This window comes from Paractinoplanes atraurantiacus, assembly GCF_900215205.1.
Classification (GTDB): domain Bacteria; phylum Actinomycetota; class Actinomycetes; order Mycobacteriales; family Micromonosporaceae; genus Actinoplanes; species Actinoplanes atraurantiacus.
This window is the reverse complement of record NZ_OBDY01000001.1, coordinates 1271189-1290186: the sequence shown is the minus strand read 5'-3', so window position 1 is coordinate 1290186 and position 18998 is coordinate 1271189. Positions and strand designations below refer to the sequence as shown.

General features: G+C 70.6%; 17 protein-coding genes and 1 pseudogene. 5 read left to right on the top strand and 13 right to left on the bottom strand.

Going from position 1 to position 18998, the window contains the following annotated elements; translation table 11 throughout:
• Nucleotides 1–3: 3 nt before the first annotated feature.
• Nucleotides 4–594 carry a CDP-diacylglycerol--glycerol-3-phosphate 3-phosphatidyltransferase gene (pgsA, locus tag CRP55_RS06180; protein WP_097318552.1) on the bottom strand — a complete coding sequence of 197 codons (591 nt, stop codon included), beginning with the start codon at nt 592–594 and terminating at the stop codon, nt 4–6.
• Nucleotides 591–2060, bottom strand: a complete 1470-nt coding sequence (gene rimO / locus CRP55_RS06175; RefSeq protein WP_097318551.1) for a 30S ribosomal protein S12 methylthiotransferase RimO — start codon at nt 2058–2060, stop codon at nt 591–593. Before rimO ends, pgsA begins: the two co-directional genes overlap by 4 nt.
• 99 nt (nt 2061–2159) lie before the next feature.
• Between rimO and CRP55_RS54365 the strand changes: the two are divergent.
• A pseudogene (locus tag CRP55_RS54365) lies at nt 2160–3041 on the top strand (glycosyltransferase 87 family protein); the annotation flags it as partial.
• 272 nt (nt 3042–3313) lie between these two features.
• Here the strand turns inward: CRP55_RS54365 and CRP55_RS06165 are convergent.
• A complete protein-coding gene (locus tag CRP55_RS06165) occupies nt 3314–5857 on the bottom strand; it encodes an FtsK/SpoIIIE family DNA translocase (protein WP_097318549.1) in 2544 nt (847 codons plus the stop codon).
• A gap of 88 nt (nt 5858–5945) precedes the next feature.
• Between CRP55_RS06165 and CRP55_RS06160 the strand changes: the two genes are divergently transcribed.
• Nucleotides 5946–6341 carry a YbjN domain-containing protein gene (locus tag CRP55_RS06160; protein ID WP_097318779.1) on the top strand — a complete coding sequence of 132 codons (396 nt, stop codon included), beginning with the start codon at nt 5946–5948 and terminating at the stop codon, nt 6339–6341.
• A gap of 85 nt (nt 6342–6426) precedes the next feature.
• Here CRP55_RS06160 and CRP55_RS06155 read toward each other — a convergent pair whose 3' ends face one another.
• From CRP55_RS06155 to CRP55_RS06135, 5 genes are all read right to left on the bottom strand, one after another.
• On the bottom strand, nt 6427–7932 hold the full coding sequence (locus CRP55_RS06155) for a S1 family peptidase (RefSeq protein WP_097318548.1): 1506 nt from the start codon (nt 7930–7932) through the stop codon (nt 6427–6429).
• 89 nt (nt 7933–8021) lie between these two features.
• The gene (locus CRP55_RS06150) at nt 8022–9710 is read right to left on the bottom strand and encodes a ribonuclease J (RefSeq protein WP_097318547.1); all 1689 of its coding nucleotides are present in this window, start codon (nt 9708–9710) and stop codon (nt 8022–8024) included.
• A 33-nt stretch (nt 9711–9743) separates the two neighbouring features.
• Nucleotides 9744–10637: a 4-hydroxy-tetrahydrodipicolinate synthase gene (dapA, locus tag CRP55_RS06145; RefSeq protein ID WP_097318546.1), complete on the bottom strand. Its 894-nt coding sequence runs from the start codon at nt 10635–10637 to the stop codon at nt 9744–9746.
• A 26-nt stretch (nt 10638–10663) separates the two neighbouring features.
• Nucleotides 10664–11188 (bottom strand): DUF2752 domain-containing protein, encoded by a 525-nt coding sequence (locus CRP55_RS06140; RefSeq protein ID WP_097318778.1) that lies wholly within the window; start codon nt 11186–11188, stop codon nt 10664–10666.
• Between the two features lie 5 nt (nt 11189–11193).
• Nucleotides 11194–12414, bottom strand: a complete 1221-nt coding sequence (locus CRP55_RS06135) for a winged helix-turn-helix domain-containing protein (protein WP_097318545.1) — start codon at nt 12412–12414, stop codon at nt 11194–11196.
• A 56-nt stretch (nt 12415–12470) separates the two neighbouring features.
• Between CRP55_RS06135 and CRP55_RS06130 the strand changes: the two genes are divergently transcribed.
• The 3 genes from CRP55_RS06130 to CRP55_RS06120 all read left to right on the top strand — a co-directional run bounded on the left by CRP55_RS06130 (nt 12471) and on the right by CRP55_RS06120 (nt 14346).
• Nucleotides 12471–13034, top strand: a complete 564-nt coding sequence (locus tag CRP55_RS06130; protein ID WP_097318544.1) for a GNAT family N-acetyltransferase — start codon at nt 12471–12473, stop codon at nt 13032–13034.
• A gap of 4 nt (nt 13035–13038) precedes the next feature.
• Nucleotides 13039–13479: a thiol-disulfide oxidoreductase DCC family protein gene (locus CRP55_RS06125; protein ID WP_097318543.1), complete on the top strand. Its 441-nt coding sequence runs from the start codon at nt 13039–13041 to the stop codon at nt 13477–13479.
• Nucleotides 13480–13578: 99 nt separating this feature from the next.
• A complete protein-coding gene (locus tag CRP55_RS06120; RefSeq protein ID WP_097318542.1) occupies nt 13579–14346 on the top strand; it encodes an LPXTG cell wall anchor domain-containing protein in 768 nt (255 codons plus the stop codon).
• 318 nt (nt 14347–14664) lie between these two features.
• Here the strand turns inward: CRP55_RS06120 and CRP55_RS06115 are convergent, their stop codons facing one another.
• The 5 genes from CRP55_RS06115 to CRP55_RS06095 all read right to left on the bottom strand — a co-directional run bounded on the left by CRP55_RS06115 (nt 14665) and on the right by CRP55_RS06095 (nt 18992).
• Nucleotides 14665–15507 carry an MFS transporter permease gene (locus tag CRP55_RS06115; RefSeq protein ID WP_097318541.1) on the bottom strand — a complete coding sequence of 281 codons (843 nt, stop codon included), beginning with the start codon at nt 15505–15507 and terminating at the stop codon, nt 14665–14667.
• Nucleotides 15504–15941: a hypothetical protein gene (locus CRP55_RS06110; protein WP_097318540.1), complete on the bottom strand. Its 438-nt coding sequence runs from the start codon at nt 15939–15941 to the stop codon at nt 15504–15506. Before CRP55_RS06110 ends, CRP55_RS06115 begins: the two co-directional genes overlap by 4 nt.
• A 20-nt stretch (nt 15942–15961) precedes the next feature.
• Nucleotides 15962–16705, bottom strand: coding sequence for a 4-hydroxy-tetrahydrodipicolinate reductase (gene dapB / locus CRP55_RS06105; RefSeq protein WP_097318539.1), 744 nt, complete (start codon nt 16703–16705; stop codon nt 15962–15964).
• Entirely contained in the window at nt 16702–17574 is an 873-nt protein-coding gene (locus CRP55_RS06100) for a phosphatase PAP2 family protein (protein WP_097318777.1), read from the bottom strand. Before CRP55_RS06100 ends, dapB begins: the two co-directional genes overlap by 4 nt.
• An 83-nt stretch (nt 17575–17657) precedes the next feature.
• Nucleotides 17658–18992, bottom strand: coding sequence for a M16 family metallopeptidase (locus tag CRP55_RS06095; RefSeq protein ID WP_097318538.1), 1335 nt, complete (start codon nt 18990–18992; stop codon nt 17658–17660).
• Between the last annotated feature and the right edge of the window lie 6 nt (nt 18993–18998).

The window sequence follows — 18998 nt, the reverse complement described above, 5'->3', positions numbered from 1 at the left end:
ATTCTAAGATCGGGCTTCCCGGCGCAGGCGCAGAGCCGCGACCACATAGTCCCCACCGGTCACCACCGTCACCACGAGTGCCGCGCCCATCAGCCAGACGCCGATGACGTCGAACGGCTCGGGCACCGGCCACAGGTACCAGGCGATGGCGGCGATCTGCAGGACCGTCTTGAGCTTGCCGCCCCGGCTGGCCGGGATGATGCCGTACCGGATGACCCAGAACCGCAGCGCCGTGATGCCCCACTCGCGGACGAGGATGAGCAGGGTGACCCACCACGGGAGCCGGTCGTAGACGGAGAGCAGGACCAGCGCCGTGCCGGTCAGCGCCTTGTCGGCGATCGGATCGGCGATCTTGCCGAACGAGGTGACGAGCGACCAGCGCCGGGCGATCCAGCCGTCCACGAAGTCGGTCGCCGACGCCACGCAGAAGACCAGGCAGGCGGCGATCCGCTGGCCGGTGCCGGTCAGGTCGGAGGCGACGACGATGGCCACGAAGACCGGAACGAGCACGATCCGGACGACCGTGAGGATGTTCGCCGGGTTGTAGAGCGACACCACCCGCGGCGCGGCAGCCGGAACCGGCTCGTCGGTCACCGCCGTGACACCGGCGCCGCGGAGATCATCTCGACCGGCACGGCCACGAGGTCGACGCCCTCGGTGCCGGTCACCCGGGCGCGCACGAAATCACCCGGCTTGAGCGCGGCCAGGTCGACTCCTTCGTCACCGGCCACGAGGGTGGTGGAGCCGTCGACCTCGGGCGCCTGGTGCTCGGCCCGGCCCTCGACCTCACCGTCGACGATCGCGTCGACCAGCACCTCGACCGTCGAGCCCAGGCGCTCCTCGGCCCGCTGGTTGCACAGCTCGTCGGCCAGGGTGAGCAGCCGGTCGTACCGCCGCTTGATGGTGTCTTCCTTGACCTTGATCTTGTCGTCGAAGCCGGCGGCCTCGGTGCCGTCCTCGTCGCTGTAGTCGAACACGCCGATCGCGTCGAGCCGGGCCTCGGTGAGGAAGCGGACCAGCTCGTCGACGTCTTTCCTGGTCTCACCGGGGAAGCCGACGATGAAGTTGCTGCGGGCGCCGGCCTCGGGCGCCAGCTTGCGGGCCGAGGCGAGCAGGTCGAGGAATTTCTCGGTGGAGCCGAAACGGCGCATGCGGCGCAGCACGGGCTCGCTCGAGTGCTGGAACGACAGGTCGAAGTAGGGGGCGACGCCGGGCGTGGTGGCGATCACCTCGACCAGGCCGGGACGGGTCTCGGCCGGCTGGAGATAGCTCGCGCGGACCCGGACGATGCCGTCGACCGCGGCCAGCTGCGGCAGGAGCTTTTCCAGGGCGCGGGGGTCACCCAGGTCTTTGCCGTACGACGTGCTGTTCTCACTCACCAGCACCAGCTCACGCACGCCGGACCTGGCCAGCCACTCGGCCTCGGCCAGCAGCTCCTGCGGGTCGCGGGAGACGAACGCCCCGCGGAAGGCCGGGATGGCGCAGAACGAGCACCGGCGGTCGCAGCCGCTGGCCAGCTTGAGGCTGGCCACCGGGCCGCTGTCGAGCCGGCGGCGCAGCACCGTGCGCAGGTGGGCCGGGGTGTGCTCGTCGACCGTGGCGTGGCCGGGGACGACCACCTTGGCCGACTGGCGCTGCACCGGCGTGATCGGCAGCAGCTCGCGGCGGTCGCGCGGGGTGTGCGCGTCGAAGCGCTCACCGGCCAGCACGCCGTCGAGGCGGGCCGCGATGTCGGTGTAGTCGTCGAAGCCGAGCACCGCCTGGGCCTCGGGCAGGCTCTCGGCCAGCTCGCGGCCGTACCGCTCGGCCATGCAGCCGGCGGCGACCACCTTGGCCCCGGTGTCCGCAGCGGCGAGCAGCGTCTCGATCGAGTCCTGCTTGGCTTTCTCGACGAAGCCGCACGTGTTGACGAGCACCACGTCGGCGCCGTCGGCGTCCGTGCTGATCTCCCAGCCGCCGGCGTCGAGGCGCGCGGCCAGCTCTTCGGAGTCGACCTCGTTACGGGCACATCCGAGGGTGAGCAGGGCGACACGGCGGGAGGGGGAAGGAGTTACCGACACCCGACAAGGTTACCGGGCCGCCGGACGCGGCGGTCGGCCCCACTTTCGTTCACCTGCAGTTCACCTTCCGTTCACCCGGGGACCGTACCCCCGAGCACCATGCCTAAAGCCGAAAAGCCCACGCCACAGGCCGAAGCACTGCTCCTCGCGGCCCTCGTCGTCCTCGCCATCCTGATTCGCTGGGTGTCGCTGCCCGAGATGACGAACGACATGAACATCTTCCGCCAGTGGCACAACCAGCTCGGCCGGGCCGGCGGCTGGCGTGGCATCGGCACCGAGATCGGCAACTACAACGCGCCGTTCGTCTACCTGCTGGCGTTCGCGTACTACCTGCCGGGTCCGCTGATCTTCAAGGTCAAGGCGCTGTGGATCGTCTTCGACGTCATCCTGGCCTTCTTCACCTACAAGACGGTCGCCCTGCGGTGGCCGGGCAGCCGCATCCCGGTCGCGGCGGCCCTGGTGATGGTGCTGCTGCCGACCGTGGCCATCAACTCGTCGTTCTACGGGCAGATGGACGCCGCGTGGGCCGGCGCCGCCCTGGCCGGTGTGTACTTCCTACTGCGCGACAAGCCCTGGTGGGGTGTCGCCCTCTGCGGGGTGGCGGTCGCGATCAAGCCGCAGGGCGTCTTCATCCTGCCGCTGGTCCTGCTGCTCGTGATGGCCGGGCGCATTCCCTGGCGTACGTTGCTCGCCGCCCCTGCCGTCTTTCTGGTCCTCGATCTTCCGGCCATCGCGTTCGGCCGCAATCCGATCGAGCTGCTCACGATCTACGACATGAGCCGGCAGGCGCGCAACGTGCCCGAGCTGAGCCTGCGGGCCCCCAACGTCTTCGCCTTCATCCCGGCCACGACGCGCGAGGACACCGTACGGATGCTGGGTTATCTGTTCTGTGCGGCTCTGGTCGTCGGGGTGATCTACGTGCTGGTCGCCAAGGCCTGCAAGATGACGCCGGAGCGGGTGGTCACGGCGGCCGCGCTGTTCGCGATCCTGGTGCCGTTCGCGCTGCCGGGCATGCACGAGCGCTACTTCTACCTGGCCGACGTGATGACGCTGGTGCTGGCCGTCTACCGCCCGCGCCTGTGGTACGTGCCGCTGCTGGTGCAGGCGAGCTCACTGTTGTCGTACGAGCCGTACCTCTTCGGCCGTAACTCGCTGATGCTGCCGGACGTGATCCCCGCGGCTCTGATGCTGGCCGCCCTGATCATCGTCGGCTACCGCCTGCTCAGCGAGGCCTTCGTACCGGAACCCGTAATTCAGTCGTCGAGGCGCAGGGAGGCGAGGGCCTCTTCGAGCTCGTCCGGCTTGATCAGGACGTCGCGGGCCTTGCTGCCCTCGGACGGGCCGACGATCCCGCGGGTCTCCATGAGGTCCATGAGGCGCCCGGCCTTGGCGAAGCCGACCCGCAGCTTGCGCTGAAGCATCGAGGTCGAGCCGAACTGGCTCGTGACCACGAGTTCGATCGCCTGGATCAGCAGCTCCAGGTCGTCGCCGATCTCCTCGTCGATCTGCTTCTTCTTGCTCTGCGGGACCTCGGTGACGTCCTCGCGGAACTCCGGCTCGCGCTGGTCCTTGCAGAACTTGACGACGTCGTGGATCTCTTTCTCGTCGACCCACGCGCCCTGGATGCGAACCGGCTTCGACGCGCCCATCGGCAGGAACAGGCCGTCACCGCGGCCGAGCAGCTTCTCCGCGCCGGGCTGGTCGAGGATGACCCGGCTGTCGGCCAGCGACGAGGTCGCGAAGGCGAGCCGGGACGGCACGTTCGCCTTGATCAGGCCGGTCACCACGTCGACCGACGGGCGCTGGGTGGCCAGCACCAGGTGGATGCCGGCGGCCCGGGCCAGCTGGGTGATGCGGACGACCGAGTCCTCCACGTCGCGCGGCGCCACCATCATCAGGTCGGCCAGCTCGTCGATGATCACCAGCAGATAGGGGTACGGCTTCATGACCCGCTCGCTGCCCGGCGGCGCGGTGATCTCGCCGCTGCGGACCTTGCGGTTGAAGTCGTCGATGTGGCGCACCCCGTTGGCCGCCAGGTCGTCGTAGCGCATGTCCATCTCGCGCACGACCCACTCGAGGGCGTCGGCCGCCTTCTTCGGGTTGGTGATGATCGGCGTGACGAGGTGCGGGATCCCCTCGTACGCGGTCATCTCCACCCGCTTGGGGTCGACCAGCAGCAGCCGCACCTCGTCCGGGGTCGAACGGGTCAGCAGCGACACCAGCAGCGAGTTGAGGCAGGAGCTCTTGCCGGCGCCGGTCGCGCCCGCGATCAGGATGTGCGGCATCTTGGCCAGGTTGGCCACCACGAAGCCGCCCTCGATGTCCTTGCCCAGGGCGACCAGCATCGGGTGGTGGTCGGCGGTGGCCGCCCGCGAGCGGAGCACGTCGCCGAGCGACACGTTCTCCGGGTCGGTGTTGGGGATCTCGACGCCGACCGCGCTCTTGCCCGGGATCGGGCTCAGAATGCGCACGTCGGGCGACTTCACCGCGTACGCGATGTTGCGCGACAGCTGGGTGATCCGCTCGACTTTGACGCCCGGGCCGACCTCGACCTCGTAGCGGGTGACGGTCGGGCCGCGGGTGAAGCCGGTGACCACGGCGTCGACGTTGAACTGCTCGAAGACCCCGGTCAGGGCGGCCATGATCTCGTCGTTGGCCCGGCTCCGCGATTTCGCCGGCGCGCCCTTGCCCAGCAGCGACGGCGGCGGCAGCCGGTAGTCGCCCTCGACCGAGGTGATCTCGAGCTGCTCGGCCCGGGTCGGCGGGTCGGGGGTGTGCTCCGGCGGCTCCGGCTTCTTGCGGCTGGCCGGCACCTTGGGCACCACGATCGTGTCGTGCAGCAGGAAGTCGTCCTCCTGCACGATCGGTTCCTCGTCGGCCAGGCCGATGTCGGCCAGGGAACCCTGCCGACGGCGAGAGGGGCGGCGCTTCTTCGGCGCTTCCTCCTCGTCGCTCTCGACGTCCTCCGGGTCGGACAGATCGGGCACGGGCAGAGGGTCGCGCTCGGTCGAGCGACCGGTCAGGATGTCGACCAGCAGCATGATCCGCTCGGGGATCTTGTTGATCGGCGTCGCCGTGATCACCAGAAGACCGAAGACGAAGAGCAGGACCAGCAGGGGTACGGCGACCCAGGCGGTCACCGCCCGTTCGAGCAGGGCCCCGAAGCCGTAGCCGAGCAGGCCACCGGCCCGGGAGATGCCGACGTCGTCGCCCGGGTGCTCGGAGATGTGCAGCAGGGCGGCGGTCGCGATGATGATCGCGCTCCAGCCGACCAGCGAGCGGCCGCGGTGCTCCGGGTCGGCCGGCTTGCGCATGAGCCGGACCGCGCCGTAGAGCAGCAGCAGCGGCAGGAGCACGGCGAGGCCGCCGAAGAACAGGTGCACCGAGTCGGCCAGCCACTTGCCGACCGGGCCGGCGCCGTCGGCCCAGACCGCGACGCTGATCAGGATCGCCAGGCCGAGCATGAGCAGGCCGGCGCCGTCGCGGCGATGCTCGGGGTCGATGTCCTTGGCGGTGGCGGCCTGCCGGCCGACGCCGCGGGCGGCCCAGCCGACGCCGTGCGCGGCGCCCATCCACAGCGCGCCCAGACCCCGGCCGAGGCCGGTGGCGATCGCCGCGCCGAGCGTGGGGCGGGCCCGGGCGGCCGTACGGGTGCGCGCGGCCGCGGGCCGGGTCGACTTGCGGGCGGGCTGCTTGGCCGGCTGCCGCGCGGCCGGTTGGCGGGCACGACTGGTCGCGGCGCCGCGCGACGTGGACGCGGCGCGACCCCGGCTCGCCGGAGAGGAGCGGCCCGCCATGGTCACACCGTAACGCCGAGACGCTCATGAATCCCGGAGGCGCACCGGGACGAACTAAGATCAACAGGTGCAGCCGCTCACCCAGGAAATGATCACCGCCGCCCTCGACGAGCGCGGCTTCACCTACTTCACCGACGCCGACGGCGACATCGGCGGCAACTTCCAGGGCAACCTGATCTATTTCTTCCGCATCGGCGAACAGCAGGAGATGCTGCAGATCAGGGCCATGGTCAGGCACATCTTCGGCATGGAGGACGTGGTACGCCTCTACGAGTTCTGCAACGCCTGGAACCACGACCAGTTGTGGCCCAAGGCCTACGTGCACATCTCCGACGACGGCACCGTCAACGTGGTCGGCGAGGTCATCGCCGACTGGGAGCGCGGCGTCACCCCGGAACAGCTCGACCAGGTCGTGATCTGCGGCATAGCCACCGGCTGCCAGCTGGCCGACGCCGTGGGCGCCCTCCGCGAGACCAGCGACTGAACAGAAAAGTGCCGGAGGAGCCGATCGGCTCCTCCGGCATCAGGCGCGATCCGCCAACCCGGCAGGGTAGGTGGCGGCGCGCGCGTTACGGGGTGCTGAACCCGAGCGTGTAGTCGCCGGCGCCCGAGGAGGCCACGACCACGTACCGGTAGGTGCCGGAGCGCCCGTTGAAGGTCAGCGACTTGACGTCGTCCCCGGTGGCGGTGGCCACCGTGCGGAAGCCGCGGTTGGTGAGCCGCTGGAGCACCAGGTCGAAGTCGGTGCCGTCGGCCGCGGTCAGGCAGGCCGTCTGCTGTCCGGCATTCGCGCGGAACGCGCCACCGTTGGGCTGGGCCTGAGCGGTGCGTGCCTGCAGCGTGCCGCTGCGCTGGACCGCCTGGTCCTCACAAGCGCCGGCGGCCTCGGCCGGGGGCGCCTCGGCGCCGCCGCCGCTGGTGACCAGGGTCAGGTTGTCGGCCGCCAGGATCTCGTTGACCGGCTGGAAGAAGGTCTCGCCGCCGACCGTGCAGTCGCCGGAGCCGCCCGAGGTGACGCCCTGGGCCTGGTCGCCGGAAAGCCACGGGCCGCCGGAGTCGCCGCCCTCGGCGCAGACGTCGGTGCGGGTGAGGCCGGTGACCGCGCCCTCCGGGTAGACGACCGTCTGGTTCTTGGCCAGGATCGTGCCGCAGCGGGTGCCGGTGGTCGAGCCGGAGCGGCAGATCGCCGCGCCGACCGGCGCCTCGGCGTTGCCGGCGACCGGGAGCTCGTTGCCCTCGAAGTCGTTGACCACCGCCCGCGGCGTCCAGTCGCCGTTGACCTCGACGAAGCCCATGTCGGCGTCGCCCGGGAAGGTCGACGCCCGTACGGTGCCCTGTGCCTGCTGGTTGAAGCCGGTCGTGGTGGTGCCCACCTCGCCGCAGTGCCCGGCCGTCACGAAGCCACCCTCGACCGAGAAACCGATCGAGCAGCGGGCCGTGCCACCGTCGACGGCGATGAAGTACGGGTCGGCGCCGCGCACGTCGAAGAGGGGTTTCGGCTTGGCCGTGCTGGTGATCACCCGGTACGTGCCGGAGGTGACGCCGGCCGCCCGGGCCAGCTTCTTGGCCGCCGCCTGCGCTCCGGGCTGGGCCACCACGACGAGCTTGTTCGTCGCGACGTCCACATACCAGCCGGTCAGGCCGTCCGCGCTCGCGTCGGCGTTGTCGAGCTTCTCCTTGGCCGTGACCAGGGTCTGCTCGCTGCGCTCGACCAGCACCGGCTCGGCGCCGGCCTTGCGGACCGCGGCCTCGGCGCCCTTGTCGGTCACCGCCACCTTGAGGGTGGTGCCGTCGGTCGCCAGCCACGCGCCGCCGAAGTCGGAGCCGGTCTGCGCGGACAGCCGCGCCGTCACCTCGCTCGCCCACTTCGACTTCTGCAGGCGAGCCGTCGCCTGATCACCGCTCAGGCCGAGGTCGCGCTGCATGGCCGCGAGAAGTCGCGCCGTGCCGTCGCCCTTGGCCGCCGGTTTGTCGCTGGACGGCGTGGTGCCGGCCATGGAGGGCAGGGTGAACGCCACCGCTGCCCCGGCTGCCACCACGACCGCCGCCGCCACGGCGATCCGTCTGCGCTGCATCTTGAGGAACTCCCCTCGCCAGCGGTGCCGTGGGGGCGGCACCGGTGACTTGAGGTACGGACGAGCGCAGCGAAAGGTTTAAAAGCGTCTCAGACTTCCACGACCGTGGGCACGATCATCGGACGGCGGCGGTACGCGTCGTTCACCCACCGGCCGACCGTGCGCCGCACGACCTGCTGCAACTGATGGGTGTCGGTGATGCCGTCCTCGGCCGAGCGGTGCAGGGCCGCGGTCAGCAGCGGGATGACCGGGTTGAAGGCGTCCGGGTCCTCGGAGAAGCCCTTGGCCGAGATGCTGGGCTCGCCGACCACCTTGCCGGTCACCGAGTCGATCACCACGGTGGCCGAGATGAAGCCGCCGTCGCCCAGGATCCGCCGCTCGGTGAGCAGCGACTCGCTGACGTCGCCGACCGCGAGACCGTCCACGTAGACGTACCTGTTCTTGACCCGGCCCACGTGCCGGGCGTGGCCCTCGACGAGGTCGACCACGTCGCCGTCCTCGCAGAGCACCACCCGGTCGGGCGCGACGCCGGTCTCGACGCCGAGCTGGGCGTGGGCGCGCAGGTGCCGCCACTCGCCGTGCACCGGCATGAGGTTGCTCGGGCGCACCACGTTCAGCAGGTAGCGCAGCTCACCGGCCGGGGCGTGACCGGAGACGTGCACCTTGGCCGTCTCCTTGTGCACGACCGTGGCGCCGGCCCGGGACAACTGGTTGATCACCCGGTAGACCGAGGTCTCGTTGCCCGGCACCAGCGAGCTGGCCAGCACCACGGTGTCGCCGGGGGCGATGGTGATGTGGCGGTGGTCGCCGGTCGACATGCGGCCGAGGGCGCTCATCGGCTCGCCCTGCGACCCGGTCGACATGAAGACGATCTCGTCGCCGGGCAGGTGGGTCGCCTCGTCGAGGCTGACCAGCAGGCCGTCCGGGATGTTGAGCAGGCCCAGGTCGCGGGCGATGCCCATGTTGCGCACCATGGAGCGGCCGATCAGGGCGACCTTGCGGTCGTACTCCCAGGCCGCGTCCATGACCTGCTGCACCCGGTGCACGTGGGAGGCGAAGCTGGCCACGATGATGCGGCCCTTGGCCTTGCCGAAGATCGCGCTGAGCACCGGGCCGATGTCACGCTCGGGGGCCACGAAGCCGGGCACCTCGGCGTTCGTCGAGTCGGAGAGCAGCAGGTCGACGCCCTCGGCGCCGAGCCGCGCGAAGCCGGCCAGGTCGGTGATGCGGCCGTCCAGCGGCACCTGGTCCATCTTGAAGTCGCCGGTGTGCAGGATCAGGCCGGCCGGCGTGCGCACGGCGACCGCCAGCGCGTCGGGAATGGAGTGGTTGACCGCGAAGAACTCGCAGTCGAACGGCCCGAGGCGCTCGGTCTGGCCCTCGCGGACGGTCAGCGTGTACGGGTCGAGGCGCCGCTCGGCCAGCTTGGCCTCGACCAGCGCGAGCGTGAACTCGGAGCCGACCAGCGGGATGTCCGCCTTGTGGGCCAGCAGGTAGGGCACCGCCCCGATGTGGTCCTCGTGGCCGTGGGTGAGCACGATCGCCTGGATGTCGTCGAGCCGGTCCAGGATCGGCGTGAAGTCGGGCAGGATCAGGTCGACGCCCGGTTGCTCCACGTCGGGGAAGAGCACACCGCAGTCGATGACCAGCAGCTTGCCGTCGAACTCCAGGACCGTCATGTTGCGGCCGATCGCGCCGAGCCCGCCGAGCGGGATGACGCGCAGGGCGCCTTCCGGCAGCGGCGGGGGCGTGTCCAGCTCCTCGTGCGCTTGACTCATTCGCTTGTTTCTATCTCTCTTCTACGGGCTCTTCTACAGGCCGATGCCGGCCGCGGCGGCATCCGTACGCAGCTGGGCCAGCTCGTCGGCGGTCGCCTCGACCAGCGGTGAGCGGACCGGGCCGGCCGGGCGGCCCGACGCGTTGAGACCCGCCTTGACCAGCATGGTCCCCGGCGCCCGGAAGATGCCGGTGAACAGCGGCATCGCCCGGCGGTGCAGGGCGAGGGCGGCGGCGTTGTCGCCGCGCTCGAACGCCTCGATCATGTCTTTGGCGAGAACGCCGGTGAAGTGGGTCGACGTGCCGACCAGGCCGACCCCGCCGATGGACAGCAGCGGCAGCGTGGCGGCGTCGTCGCCCGAGTAGTAGGCCAGGTCGGTGCGGCTGAGCACCCACGACGAAGCGGTCAGATCACCCTTGGCGTCCTTGACCGCCACGATCCGCTCGTGCTCGGCGATGCGGCACATCGTCTCGGTGGCGATGGCCGTGCCGGCCCGGTGCGGGATGTCGTAGACCATCACCGGCAGCCCGGCCGCGTCGGCCACGGTCAGGAAATGCTGGGCGACGCCGGCCTGCGGTGGCTTGTTGTAGTAAGGCGTCACCACGAGCAGGCCGTGAGCGCCGGCCTTCTCGGCGGCGTGCGCCAGCTCGATCGTGTGGGCTGTGTTGTTGGTGCCCACACCGGCGACGATCCGGGCCCGGTCGCCGACCGCGTCGACGACGGCGCGCAGGAGGGTCTCCTTTTCCGCGTCGGTCGTCGTCGGGGACTCGCCCGTGGTGCCGCTGACGACGAGGGCGTCGTTGCGCTGCTCGTCGACGAGGTAGGTGGCCAGTTTCGCCGCGCCCTCGACGTCGAGGGAGCCGTCCGGGGCGAACGGGGTGACCATCGCGGTCAGAAGCCGTCCGAAGGGTCGCGGGTCGTGCGTCATACCCACCAACCTATCGGACTCCCCGCTCAGACGTAGAGCGCGGTGAACGGGGCCCAGGGCAGGTTGCGCAGCACGCTCCAGACGGCCCACACCGCGACAAAAGTGATCAAGACGGCCGGGCTCAGGGTGAGCTGCGGAAGCTTCCAGTTGAACAGCCTTTTCCCGGCCCAGGCCACATACATGTAAAGGAGGAAGGGCACTGCGAAGGTGAAGATCGCGTGGTGGCGGGCGGCGGCCGGAAGATCTCCGTGAAGCAAATACCACGCCGCGCGCGTGCCGCCGCAGCCCGGGCAGACGAAGCCGGTCGTGTATTTCAGCAGGCAGGTCGGTGGCTCGCCGGCGCCGGCCTCGGCGGGATGGGTGGCCAAGGTGTAACCGACAGCACCGCCCATGCAGGCCAGAAGGGCGAACGGCGCGGCCCAGACGGGTGAGCGGGTCCAGACCCGCTGGACGAAGCGGGTGACCCGGTCCTGCTGAGGCTGGGCGTAATAGTCGAGCCACTCCGGCGGCACCGGCGGGCCTTGCACCGGCTGTTCCTCCAGCGCCTTCATGGCCGTCACGCTACACCTTTGAGGGCAGCGGCCAGCGGGCCCGCGAAGTCGCCCCGCTCGGGCACCGCGATGCGCTCGAGGCCCAGCCAGCCGGCCAGCCGGTGCAGCTCGGCGGCGAGAGCGGCCGCGGTCTCCTCCTGGTCGGCGCCGGGCTCGAGCCAGGCCGCCGGGACGAGCAGTTCCCCCGCCTTGCGGTCGGCCTTGAGGTCGACCCGGGCCGCCAGCTCGTCGCCGAGCAGGAACGGCAGCACGTAGTAGCCGTAGAGCCGCTGCGCGGCCGGCACGTAGATCTCGATGCGGTAGTTCATGCCGAACAGCCGCTCGGTGCGGTTGCGCTCCCACACCAGCGGGTCGAACGGGCTGATCAGCGTCGAGGCGGTGACCCGCCGCGGCAGCTTGGCCTCGTGATGCAGATAGGCCGGCGCCTTCCACCCCTTGACCTGCACCGGCAGCAGCACCTTGTCCTCGATGAGCTCGGCCACGGCCCGCTTGAAGCCGTCGACCGGGAGCCGGAAATAGTCGCGCAGCTCGGCCTCGGCGCCGACCCCGACGGCCCGCGCCGAAAGCTCGACGAGGGCGCGGAAGGCGTCCTGCGGGTGTGGCGTCGGCGCGTTGAGCACCGCATAGGGCAGCACCCGCTCGGGCAGGTCGTAGCGCCGGGCGAACGAGGTCGTGCGCTCGGAGGCGGTCACCTGACCGGTGAAGAACAACCACTCCAGCGCCTGCTTGACCGACGACCAGTTCCATCCCCAGTGGTCGGTGCGTTTCGGCTCGTCGTGCTCGATCTGGGCCGCGGTGATCGGGCCGCGGTCGCGGACGACCGCGAGCACCCGCTCGATCAGCTCGGGCTGCTCCTTGGCGATGCGGACCATGCCGCCCCACGCGTAGTCGGCGGCGCGCTCCATGCGCCACCGGAACAGCGGCTGCAGGTCGGTGGTGATCAGCGACGCCTCGTGGCCCCAGAACTCGAACAGCTCACGCGGCTTGCGATAGGCCGCCCGCTCGAGCAGCTCGACCGGATAGGGACCCAGGCGGCTGTACAAAGGCATGAAATGGGCCCGCTGAAGGACGTTCACCGAGTCCATCTGGATCAGGTGGACCCGGCGCAGCACGCGCCGCAGATGGCGCATGTCGGTGGCGCCGCCCGGCTTGGGGTCGGTGAAGCCCTGCGCCGCCAGCGTGATGCGCCGAGCCTGGGCCACGGAGAGAGTCTCGGGAAGTGCCACGAGCCGAACGGTAGACGAGGGGTGTGACAAAAATCCGCCTCGGTAGGCTGCCCGGCATGGCAATCGGCTTCGTCCGTCCCGCTCGCCCCGGCGACGCCCCCGAGATCGCCCGGGTCCAGCTCACCACCTGGCGATCCGCATATAGGCGGATGTTCCCGGCACACGTCCTGGCCAACCTCGACCTCGACTACCTGACCCGTGGCTGGCAGGCCGCGATCGAGGAGCCGCCCTCGGAGAAACACCGGGTGCTCATCGCGGTCGAGCAGAGCGACACCGCGACCCAGGTGGTCGGCTTCGCCGCCGCCGGGCCGGCCGACGAGCAGGCCCTCGCCCCCGAGGAGCCACCGCTGGGCGAGAGCACGGCCGCCGTCACCGACCTGCTGGTCGAGCCGCGCTGGGGCCGCCGGGGCCATGGCAGCCGCCTGCTCAGCGCCGCCGTCGCCCACTGGCGCGACGACGGCTTCGAGCGCGCGGTGGCCTGGGCGTACGAGCAGGATGAAGCCATGCGGAAGTTCCTGGCCTCCGCCGGTTGGGAGCCCGACGGCGCCGGCCGGGCCCTCGACGTGGACGACATGCTCGTCCCCCAGGTGCGGCTGCACGTCGCGGTCGCGGAAGAATAGAAAGGTGACCGCGACCTTCGTCTACGACGGCGACTGCTCCTTCTGCACGACGTGCGCCGAGTTCATCGAGCGCCGCATCCCGACGCACGCCCGGGTGATCCCGTGGCAGTTCGCCGACCTCGGCGCGCTCGGCCTGACCACCGAGGAGTGCGAGGAGGCGGTCCAGTGGGTCGGCCCCGGCGGCGAGCGCGCCTCGGGCCCGGACGCGATCGCCCTGATGCTGCGCGACGCCGGCCGTCTCTGGCAGCTCGCGGGCGGCGCCCTCCAGATCGGACCGGTTCGCCTGGCCGCCTGGCCGGCCTATCGCTGGGTCGCCGAGCATCGCCACCTTCTGCCCGGCGGGACGGCGGCCTGCTCTCTGCCGCAGGCCCAGCGGGATCTCCTCTACGGCAAGACCGCAGAGGTACGGGATCAGCGAAAGGCGCCGCTTCGAACGCCGCGCTGACAGGGTGGTCACCCTCTCTGCCGCGGCTGCCGGGCTGTCCTGCAAGGAAGGCTTCTGTACCATCTCCCTGCTTCGATTCGAACGGGGAGGAAGAAACGTATGCGAGGGAAGATGGCAGCCGGCGTCCTCATGGCGCTGGCCCTGCTGATCCCGGCGGCACCGGCGGCGGCTCAGGCCGCTGCGCCCGGGCTCGACGCGTCATGCCAGACGGTCGAGCGCAAGGTGTTCAAAGACCTCCGCCAGCTCATCACCATCGATCTGGACACCGCCAACGAGGCGGAGGTGCGCCGGCTGGCCTACCAGATCCTGGCCGAGACCACGGCCGAGTCGTTGCCCGTCCTGCCTCCCGCGCTCGAGGAGAAGCTGAAGGGCTCCGCGGACGACCTGCGGGCCTTCCTCAAGAAGGGCTGGCTGGCGGCCTGGGCGCACGATCTGCGGATCTCGATCGGCCGGACGATGGGTGACGACGCGGGGGCCAACGTGAAGGCGGCCGCGAACAAGGTGCTCGACGGCGAGTCCTACGACGCCTACCTGGCCTACCTGAACGAGGGCCTGTACGACGCCCGGGCGCTCGACTGCGCGACCAAGCCCACGCCGACGCCGACCGTCACGCCCACCGCCACGCCCACTGTGACGCCCAGCGCCACTTCCTCGGCCACCTCGAGTGCCCCGGTGACCACCCCGGCCAGTTCCAGCGCCCCCGCCACGCCCGCCGCCGGCGCGGAGGACAACGGCGGCGAGGGCGGCGGCCTGCCCGTCACCGGCACCGCCACCGGCCTCGTGGCCGCCATCGGCGGCCTGCTCCTGCTCCTCGGCGCCGCCGGCTACGTGATCGGCCGCCGCCGCCGCTCGCGCTTCGTGGCCTGAGGCATCTGGTGGACGCCCGCCGCGAGAGCGGCGGGCGTCCTGGTTGCTCTTGCTCGGGATGCAAGGCTTGATGGTCAGCCCGCCCCGGGCTCGGCCGGCTCGTCACGCACCACGCACCGGCTCACCGTGGCGGGACTCGCCCGAACGCCACGGACCCTGGAAACCGCTCCCGGTGGGCAGCGGACGGCGCGGGGGCACGGATGAAAGTTCAGGTCATCGCGCTGGCCGTGCTCGACGACGACATCGGTGACCGGCGATGAGGCGACGCGAACACGTCCCCGACATACTCGGCCGGGACCTACCGCGCCCGGCTCGGCGCTACGTCGAGCTGGGCGCCGCGGTGCGCAGGGAGCGGCGGCGCGCCCACTCGATGGGGCGGACCTTCTCCAGCGGGAGGAAGCTGGCCATCGCGGCCAGATGCGGGGCGAACGAGATGGTGATCATCGAGAACGTCATCACGTGGAACGAGTAGAAGAAGGCGACGCCCCAGTTGCGCCACTTCTGCGGTATCACCCAGATCAGCGGACTGAGCAGCTCGAACAGGATGATCCCGAACTGGGCGGCGATCAGCAGGCCGGGCACCACGGCGATGTGGTCGGCCAGCCAGGTGCCCCGGCGGATGATGGCCTGGGCCAGCACGGCGCTGGTCAGCCAGTCGATGCCGCCGAAGCGGAGCTTCGCCAGGGCGGCCAGGAAGTATGTGCAGATCACCGCGATCTGGGTGACGCGCAGAGCCCAGCCGGCCTTCGCCGACAGCGTCAGGTCGCCGTGCTGGGCCCGGCCCACGGTGGGCAGGACGGCCAGGGCGACGAGCAGCCCGACCCGGTCGTGGTCGACCTTGCCGTAGCTCATCGCGATGATCATCCACTCGAAGTACAGGGCGAAGACCGCCCAGCCGAGGGCCCGGGGCGCCCGCCCGGTCGCGGCGGCCAGCGACAGCACGAGCAGCAGCCAGAACACCCCCCAGACGAGCAGCGGCCCGGGGGTGGGCAGATGCAGGATCCGGCCGACCAGCAACGGCTGGTAGAGGTCGCCCGGGGTGTTGGCGTGCGAGCGCACCCAGGGCGTGAAGACCGTCAGGTCGAGAAATACGAAGACATAGACCAGCGTACGGAACGCGGCGACGCGGCCCAGGGGCACGGGAGCGAAGAGCCACCTCATGGGCGCGTCCAAACGGCCACGACCTCGTCGCGGTAGTCGCCGGTGGGCCGGGCGTGCTCGATGCCGTGCCAGCGGATCACGATCTTGACCGTACGCAGCGGCGCGGCGCCGGGCGTGTGCGACGCGTAGGCGTCGGCGATCTGGCTGAGGCGGGACGGATCCGACTCGTACGCCTGCTGCTGCCCCTCGATCTCGGCCCGCCGGATGCCGCTGTTGCCCTCGGTGATCGCGACCGTGCGGCCGGCCGTGTCGACCCCCTCGACCCGGGTGTCCTTGGCGTCACCGTTGGGGTCGGGCGCGGTCGAGTACATCCGGAACGGGCCGAACGGGAAATCGTCGTCGACGCCCCAGAAGGTGCCGGCGAGCAGCAGCGCGCCGGCGACCAGGGTGGCGACGACCCGCAGGCGGCGGCCACGCACGGTTAGCTCTTCCACAGCAGGACAACCTACCGTGCTCAGTCGAGGAAGCTGTCCAGGCCGATCGTGAGGCCGGGGCGCGAGAGGATCTTCCGTACGCCCAGAAGGACCCCCGGCATGAACGAGACCCGGTCGAGCGAGTCGTGCCGGATGGTCAGGGTCTCGCCCAGGCTGCCGAACAGCACCTCCTGGTGGGCCACGAGACCGGCTGCGCGGACCGCGTGGACCCGTACACCGTCGAGGTCGGCTCCTCGGGCGCCCGGAACCTCTTCCTTGGTCGCGTCGGGCATCGGGCCGAGACCGGCCTCGGCGCGGGCGTCGGCGATGAGGCGGGCCGTGTGCGTGGCCGTGCCGCTCGGCGCGTCCAGCTTGCGGGGGTGGTGCTGCTCGATGATCTCGGCCGAGTCGAAGTAGCGGGCCGCCTTGGCCGCGAACTGCATCATCAGCACCGCGCCGATGCCGAAGTTCGGGGCGATCAGCACGCCGGCCGACGGCCGCCCGGCCAGCCAGGAGCGGATCTGCTCGTGCCGCTGCGCCGTGAAGCCGCTGGTGCCGACGACGAAGCTGATGCCCCGCTCGAGACCCCAGCGCAGGTTGCCCATCACCGCGTCGGGGTTGGTCAGGTCGACGAGCACCTGGGCGCTCGCGGCGGCCTCGAGGTCGTCGCCGCGGCCGAGCGCGGCCACCAGCTCGAGATCGGGCGCCGCCTCCACGGCCTTGCAGGCCTCGGAGCCCATGCGGCCCTTGGCGCCGAGCACGCCCACGCGGATCGGTTCAGTCACTGCGACAACTTAGCCCGGTTGCTCCACCAGCGTTCCAGCAGGCCCACGGCCACGAAGGTCAGGGCCACGTAGAGCCAGCCGACCAGGACGTCGATCACGTAGTGCTCGCCGGTGTAGACCAGCGTGAAGGTCATCGCCAGCGGATAGGCGAACAGCAGCGGCCACCACCGCTTGCGGACCATCGGCAGGAAGAACGCGACCGCCATCATCGCGTACGCGGTGTGCAGCGAGGGCATGGCCGCGACCGGGTTGGACTGCTCGACCTGCAACGCGTTGAGGGTGTTGCCGGCGCCGTGCAGGCCGAGCACCTCCAGACCGCGCAGCGAGAAGCGCATGACGTGCTCGGGGATGTAGTGGTATTCGGAGGCCCACCAGGGCGGCGCCGCCGGATAGAGGAAGTACGTGATCAGGCCGGCCATGCTGAGGAAGATCCACCGGCGCATGAACCGGTACGAGAGCTTGCGGCTGCGTACCCACAGAACGACCGCGACCGTGGGCACGGCCAGGAAGTGCGAGATGTAGATCAGGCTGGTCACCACCTCCCACCACGGCACGTGCTTGGTCCAGAGGTGCTCCTGGAGCCAGACGGTGGGGATGTGGCCGCCGAACATGGCCTTGTCCGCGTCGATCATGGGATAGACGTGCGGGTCGAAGAGCTTGTCGGCCGAGCCGCGGGAGACGTTGTAGAAGACCAGCAGCAGCACCACCGGCAGCCAGTCGCGCAGGAACAGCAGATGCTCGCGCCACGGCAGGTAGTTGCGCCAGGCGATGGTGGCCAGCCAGAGCCAGCCGAACGCGATGAGCACGTCGCTCGTCGGCACGCCCACCAGCGCCACGAACACGGCGAAGGCCGCCGCCCAGATCAACATGCCGATGACCCGGCGGCGGCGCTGCTCCGGGGTGATCTCGGGTGAGGGCGGCGGCTTCTCCAGCGTTGTCACGGGGTCCAAGGTTAACGAGACGGGAAAGCGGACTCGTCGAACGGCCCCACGACGGCCAGCGACATCGGCTGGGCCAGCAGGTCGGCCGCGATCGCGTTGACCTCGTCGGCGGTGACCGCGTCGACCCGGCCGAGCAGCTCGTCGACCGACATCAGGTCGCCGTAGAGCAGCTCCGACTTGGCCAGCCGGCTCATCCGCGAGCCGGTGTCCTCCAGGCCGAGCACGAAGGCGCCCTTGACCATGCCCTTGCCGCGGGCGATCTCCTCGGCGTCCACGCCCTTGGCCGACACCCGTTCGAGCTCGGCCCGGGTGAGGTCGAGGACCTCCTCGATCTTGCCGGGGGCGCAGCCCGCGTAGACGCCGAACAGGCCGGCGTCGGCGTACTGGCTGGCGTACGAGTAGACCGAGTAGGCCAGGCCCCGCTTCTCGCGGATCTCCTGGAAGAGGCGGCTGGACATGCCGCCGCCGAGGATGTTGTTGAGCACGCCCAGGGCGAAGCGGCGCTCGTCGCGGCGGCCGATGCCGACGCCGCCGAGGACCACATGGGCCTGCTCGGTGTCGCGGTTGCGCACGACCGTGTGCGGGCGCTGGGTGGGCACCCGCTTGGACCCCGTGCGCGGTCCGGCCGGATCGGCCGAGCCGGTGTCGAGCGCCGTGCCGGCCAGGGCCTTGCGCACGAGCCGCACGACCGTCGCGTGGTCGAGGTTGCCCGCGGCCGCGATCACGATGTTCGGCGGGGTGTAGCGGCGCTTGTAGAAGCTGTTGATCTGGTTCCGGCTCATCGGGGTGATCGATTCCTCGGTCCCCGAGATGAGGCGGCCCAGCGGGTGGTTGCCGAAGATCGCCTCGGTGAAGACGTCGTGCACCTCGTCACCGGGCTCGTCCTCGTGCATGGCGATCTCTTCGAGGATGACGCCGCGCTCGGTCTCCACGTCGGCCGGCGCGATGATCGAGTCGGCCACCGCGTCGCACATCACGTCCACCGCGAGCGCCAGGTCGGCGTCGAGCACCCGTGCGTAGTAGCACGTGTACTCCTTCGTGGTGAAGGCGTTGGTCTCGCCGCCGACGGCCTCGATCTCGGCCGAGATCTGCAGCGCCGTGCGCTTGTGGGTGCCCTTGAAGAGCAGGTGCTCGAGGAAGTGGGAGGCGCCGGACATGCCCGGCGTCTCGTCACGGGAGCCGATGCCCACCCAGACGCCGAGCGAGGCGCTCCGGGTCGTCGGGATGGCTTCCGTGACGATGCGCAGACCGCTGGGGAGGACGGTGCGCTTGACGCCGTCCTGGAGGGTCTTGGTAGAAACGCGGGCCGGCCTCTCGGCCGGCCCGCGGTTGTTACGAGTTGTCACTGGTGA